Source organism: Candidatus Omnitrophota bacterium (genome assembly GCA_013791745.1).
Classification (GTDB): domain Bacteria; phylum CG03; class CG03; order CG03; family CG03; genus CG03.
In genome coordinates this window covers 1-6,002 of sequence record VMTH01000068.1, presented here as the reverse complement: position 1 = coordinate 6,002, position 6,002 = coordinate 1, and the positions used below count along the sequence as shown (strand labels likewise).

Here is a 6,002-nt window from a genome sequence, read left to right as displayed (position 1 = left end):
TAACAGGCCTGATTTGGTAATCACATCTGCCGATATAACGATAAGCAATAATACTCCGGCCGCGGATGAAATAGTTTTTATAACGGCTACGGTCAGAAATTACGGCGCCGGATATAACGCCTCCGGCTCAACATGGACCTCGGTTCAATTCTATAAAGGTCAGCCCCCTGCGCCCTGGGGCGACGGTTCGGGAACTTTGATCGCTTATTATCACGCGAATTCATCGCCGTCATACAATCAATCGTTTGAGGCGTATTCCGGCGCATGGTCGATACCGGAGGGCGCGCACGATTTATATGTTGTCATTGATTCGTCGGAGACGGTAACGGAAAGGATTGAAGATAATAATTCCGGTTATATACATGTAGAAGCGCCGCCCATACCGCCGTGCGGGATTTCAAATCTCACCGCATTTCTCACGGGGACGACAGAAGGACAGATAAAACTTAAGTGGACGGCCCCGGGCGATGACGGCGCGGGCGTGGCGGACTGCGCCGGTTATCTCGTGAAATACGCCACAAAATATATCAGCGCCGCTGATTTTAACGCGACTTGGGTCTCAACTCATACGCAGAGCTGGACGCCTGCGGCTTTCGGGACGGAAGACAGCCAGGCCATCGGCAGCCTCGGCGGAGCTTTCACTCCCGGCGTGACATACTGGTTTGTTATGAAGGCGTATGATGAAGTGCCCAATTACGGCGTCTGGACTTCTTCGGGCGACGCGCCGGTGGGAGGGCAGAACACTCTAAATTCAACTTACGCGCAAATGGATGTGACGCCCCCGTCGGCGGTGTCGGATCTGACAGCGGAAACGGGCTCCTCCCCCGGTGAGATAAACCTCACATGGGCCTCGCCCGGAGACAACGGGATAAATCAGGATCTTGCCGCCGGCAGTAAATTTTACATAGCCACGGCCACGGTTTTGAGCGACGCCCAGGATCCCGCTTATTGGGACGCGAAGAAGGCGTCGTCGGAAATACAGATCTCAACTTCGGCCGTCGGCTATGCCGACGCGCAGTCATATACAGTTGGCAGCCTGATTGAGGGCGTGACATATTATTTCAGGATGTGGACGGTTGACGAGAGCGGGAACTGGTCAACGCTCTCAAACGCGGCGACGGCATGGGCGAAGATTACCGCTGATCCTGCACCCCCGTGCGCAATATCAAATTTAACAGCTCTTGCGGGAAGCTGGTCGGGTGACATTGTTTTGAAATGGACTGCGCCGGGAGACGACGGGACAATCGGCATGGCTTCGGGATATCTGCTGAAATATGCGAGTCAATATATATCGGCGGACAATTTCTATGCTTCATGGGTTTCAACCTGGCTTCCTTCAAACGGCTGGAGCCCGAAAGCGGCCGATAGTGAAGAAAGCTACACCATAACGGGGCTGACGGAAAGCGTAACCTACTGGTTTGTTATCAAGGCGTATGACGATTTTAATAATTACGGGATATGGACTTCGTCGGGCGATAATTCTGCGGTGAATAACAATAACTGGTCAATTCCCGGGGTTACGGGCAGCAGCGTCACGGTTCTTCATATAACAGAGGTTATGGCGGATGCTGTTGATGATGATACAGATGAATTTATAGAGGTTTATAATGCAGGAACTTCAGCAATTAACCTTAATGGGTATAACCTTAGACAGCCTGGCGATCTTACTGATACATGGGCGTCATGGGTTACGAATAAAACTGCTCTTGCTGTAATTGACGATGCATATAGAAATGGTGCCTCAACTTCTTCTACGATTTTACAGCCAGGTTATTACGCAATGTTTATGGATCAGGATTACGGAGATGCAGCAAAAGGCGGAGCGCAGAGATATTATTTTATGTCTAATTGTATTATTCTCGCTTGTAATAACCTCGTGATTGGTTTAAATAATGCAGGAGGGGATACAGTTGAATTATGGACAGGTCTAACAGGAATATTTGTGGATACATTTACATACACTACTCCAGCTGCAGACACTCCATGGACAAAGATTACTTCCACTGGGACTGCTTTCCCTGGTTCTACCGGCGACTGGACAAATAATGTCTCTTCTTCGCCCGCAAGACAGCATCCAAGTTATACTTCATACAACATGCTGGCTTCGGAAATAAGCACTGTGACGGTCGCGTCGGCGGATGCAAACACAGGTTCGGTCAACAACACGGTTCTTGCCTGCACAGTGCCGGGCCACGATGACAGCGTTTCACAGAATCTGATAGGCGTGCGTCTTTCAACAGCGGGGACAACGACTACTATGCTGCAAAGTGACATAGCCGCGATAAAGGTCTGGCAGGATGTGGACGGCAATAACGCTTATTCCGCGGGGGATTCTTACTTAGGCACACTGACATATAATACCGCTTATGCTGTGTGGGAATGCCAGCAGACGGCTTCAATGGCAACGGGCGCCGGAGGGCAGAAGATTGTTTTTACGATAGACATTAACGTCTCGGCAACTGCCGGAAGAAAGTTCCAGGCGAAACTCCCGCAGTATAACGGTTTGATGGTGGGTTCAGGTTATCACGGCCCTTATGACGCCGCCTGTATAAATAGCGGCGAGCTTACGATCACGGTTGTCGACGCCACGCCGCCGTGCGCGATAAGCGACCTGACGGCGCTGGCGGAAGGAACGGGAATGGGCGGACAGGTGACGCTTAAATGGAGCGAGCCCGGTGATGACGGGGCAAGCGGCGATAACAGCGCGGGGCAGTATCTTGTAAAATATGCGACGAAATACGTCGGGGCGGGGGACTTTTACGCGAAATGGGTGTCAACGTGGGGATATTATACGCCGGGATCGACGCCGGGCGCTGAGACGCTGAAGCTCCTGACCGGATTTTCAGAAGGTACGACATACTGGTTTGCGGTGAGGACAAAGGACAGCGGTAATAACTGGTCGGTGTGGCCGGGCACGGCGGCGGCGATAAATTCGCTGAGTTTTAATCTGCCGACTTCATCGGCTCCGGCGGCGATAACGACGCTCTCGGCGCTGACGGGTTCAAGCGGCGGCGAGATAAATCTGACATGGACAGCGCCGGGAGACGACGGCACGACGGGGGCTATAATAGGCGGAAAGTTCGCGATAAGATATGCGACATACACGAATGTTGACTGGAATGCGGCCTCGTCCGGATGGACGGATTTTGACGATCAATACGAGCTTGTCATAGACACGGACACAAATAATTATAACGAAATTCACTCGCGGACAATGACATCTCTGCGCGAAGGCGTGACTTACTTTTTCAGATTAAAGACGGCTGACGAGCAGCCGAACTGGTCTGCGCTTTCCAATCACGCTACGGCCTGGGCGTATATCACGCCTCCGCCTCCGACGCCTGAAGGCATGCTGGTGTATTATTCATCTTCAACCGTGTCTGCCGAACAGCGGATACCGGCATACCGCTATTGGGACGGCTCGGCATGGTCAGCGGCGGGAAGCGCCGTAGATGTCGGAGGCGCTGCATCTCGACAGAATGTTGTCCGTATGTGTCCTTCCGCAGTCAGAGATGAAGCGATTATGCTAAATGTGGACGCATTAGCTGATCTTAATGTTTCAACATATACACCTTCAGGCGGTTGGGGACTTGCGGGGGAACTTACCGATAATGTCGGGGTTATTACGCAAAGAGTATTTGATGTTGCGTATGAGCAGACATCCGGCGATGCCGTAATTGTTTATAGAACGGGTACCGGAGTAGGTTCTGAACTCTACTATAGAACATGGAATGGAACAGCGCTTTCAGGGGCCACAGAAATTGGAACAAATATTATAAATATCGAGTGGGTTCGGCTGGAAGCGAAACCGTCATCCGACGAGATGATTCTTGTGTATTCCGATAACTTGGGAAATATTTATTCTTATGTCTGGAACGGTTCGGCTTTCGGAAATGTTCAGAATATTTTAACGGGGAGAGCGAGCGCCTCAACCGCGCAGTCCTTTGACATTGCTTACGCCCAGTCGGCGGGAGTTGGGTTTGTAGTCTGGGCTGATACTGCGACGACAAGGCCGTGGTACAGAACCTGGGACGGCTACTCGTGGAGCGCAGCGACGGTGACTTCTCATAATCATTCGGCGCTCGGCGACGCGCGCTGGATAAAAGCGGCCGCGAATCCATTGAACAACGAGATAATGATAGGTACTTTTGATAGCGGTACTGACATAAATGCGGAAGTTTTTTCTTCAACTTCAAATGTGTGGATGAACGGAAAAGAACATGACGATGTGACTTCATACGGAACTTCACAGAGGGGTTTCGATGTCGCTTATGAAGCGGCAACGGGCGAAGGGATGATAGTATGGGCGGAATCTAATGTCGCGGTCCGGGCAACTCCGCAGGCGCGTAAATATGTTAACGGCGTCTGGTCGGCGGATAATGCCGCGGTTCAGCCGGATGCCGCAGGTATCAGATGGGCTATTCTCGCGCCGGATGACGCTTCGGATGATATCTTTCTCATAACGCTGACAACGGCGAACAATGTGTATTCCCAGAGATGGAACGGAGCGGCATGGGATACTCTTACGGAAATATCTGATAATTCTTATTCACTTTATGGATCAGCCAGTATGAATTTTCCGAAAACCGCCGCGCCGGCGGACAGTATAGCGCCTGCGGCGGTGACGAGTTTCACGGCGTCAACAACTTCGGTTTCGGGGCAGATAAATCTTTCGTGGGTGTGTCCCGGGGACGATTACCGTATCGGGCGTTTTACAAACGGTTCAAAGTTCAGGATACAATATGCCACTTATACGGCGATGGCCTGGGGAAGTGAGACGACTTATAATGTTGAAATCGCGACCGAGAATATTTCCGCGCAGAGCGTTTCCGCCTATTCAACATCAGGACTGATTTACGAAACGACATATTTTTTCAGATTGTGGACCTGCGACGAGGGTGCGCGCTGGTCGGAGATATCTGTCGGCGCGACGGCATACTGCCGTGTCGCTCCGGCCGCCGTCACAACGCTGACGGCGCTGGCGGAAGACGACGGGGATGTCGCTCTTTCGTGGGTCGCGCCGGGCGACGACGGCACGACAGGAACGATAAACAGCGGGCAATGGAAAATAAGATATGCCACCTATACGACGGTTGACTGGACGACATCGTCGCCCGGGTGGACGGACTTTGACGATAAATACGAGTTTCTGATTGACACATCCTGCGCGGCGCTCTCGGAACGCGCGAAAACTCTGACGGGGCTTCACGGCGGGGTGACATATTATTTCCGCATCTGGACGAGGGACGAGGCTACGGGAATAAACGCCCCCGGAAACTGGTCGTCAATCTCCAACGGCTCAACCGCCTGCGTCGTCAAAGTCCTCGGCGTTTCCGTTTCAACAGACACCTATAATTTCGGCGAGGTGAACTTAAGCGCTTCCACCACTTCCATTTCGGGGATTGTCGTGACAAACACCGGGAATGTGGACGAAGATTACTCTATGAGAGTTTCTTCCATAACCCTTTTTAACGGCTCCGCTTCTGTGTGGGAGTCCACGGATACGGCTGTCGGTCATAACCGCTTTATATTATATGCGATATTCCATGACACAACGGCTGCTGCCGGCTATTTTGTGAATAAAGACACGGTGACGGCTGTAAATCAGACAAGCGGCGCCGAAAGATACACTTATGACGGCGGCGCGACGGGGGATGAACAGAGGGGCGACGGCGTGCCCAAAACCGAAACGAGAACTTTGTGGCTGAAACTTGATATGCCTACGACGGTGAACACTTCCAAACAGGAAAAAATTACGGTGACGATCACCGCGGGGGAAAGCCCATGAATAAATTGACTCTTAACAAATGCAGCCGCAGCGCCTTGCGTTGTGTTTATGTTGCGTGGCTGTTTGCAGGGGGATGTTTATTATTTTCTTCTTTAGCTTTCGCGGTGAATATAAGAACGCCGTTTGTCAGCGTTTCAGCGTCGGGCGTTGTTCCCGGCGAGGCATATTCGCTCAAAGCTCACGGTTTGAGGACGCTCAAAATTTACAACAAAGG

2 protein-coding genes are annotated in these 6,002 nt (G+C 51.8%); both read left to right on the top strand.

Annotation, left to right across the window (positions count from 1 at the left end):
- Positions 1 to 5,788 (top strand): hypothetical protein (locus tag FP827_03125; GenBank protein ID MBA3052070.1); only part of this gene is annotated, 5,788 nt, incomplete at its 5' end.
- Positions 5,785 to 6,002 (top strand): hypothetical protein (locus tag FP827_03120; GenBank protein MBA3052069.1); only part of this gene is annotated, 218 nt, incomplete at its 3' end. The genes FP827_03125 and FP827_03120, both read left to right, overlap by 4 nt.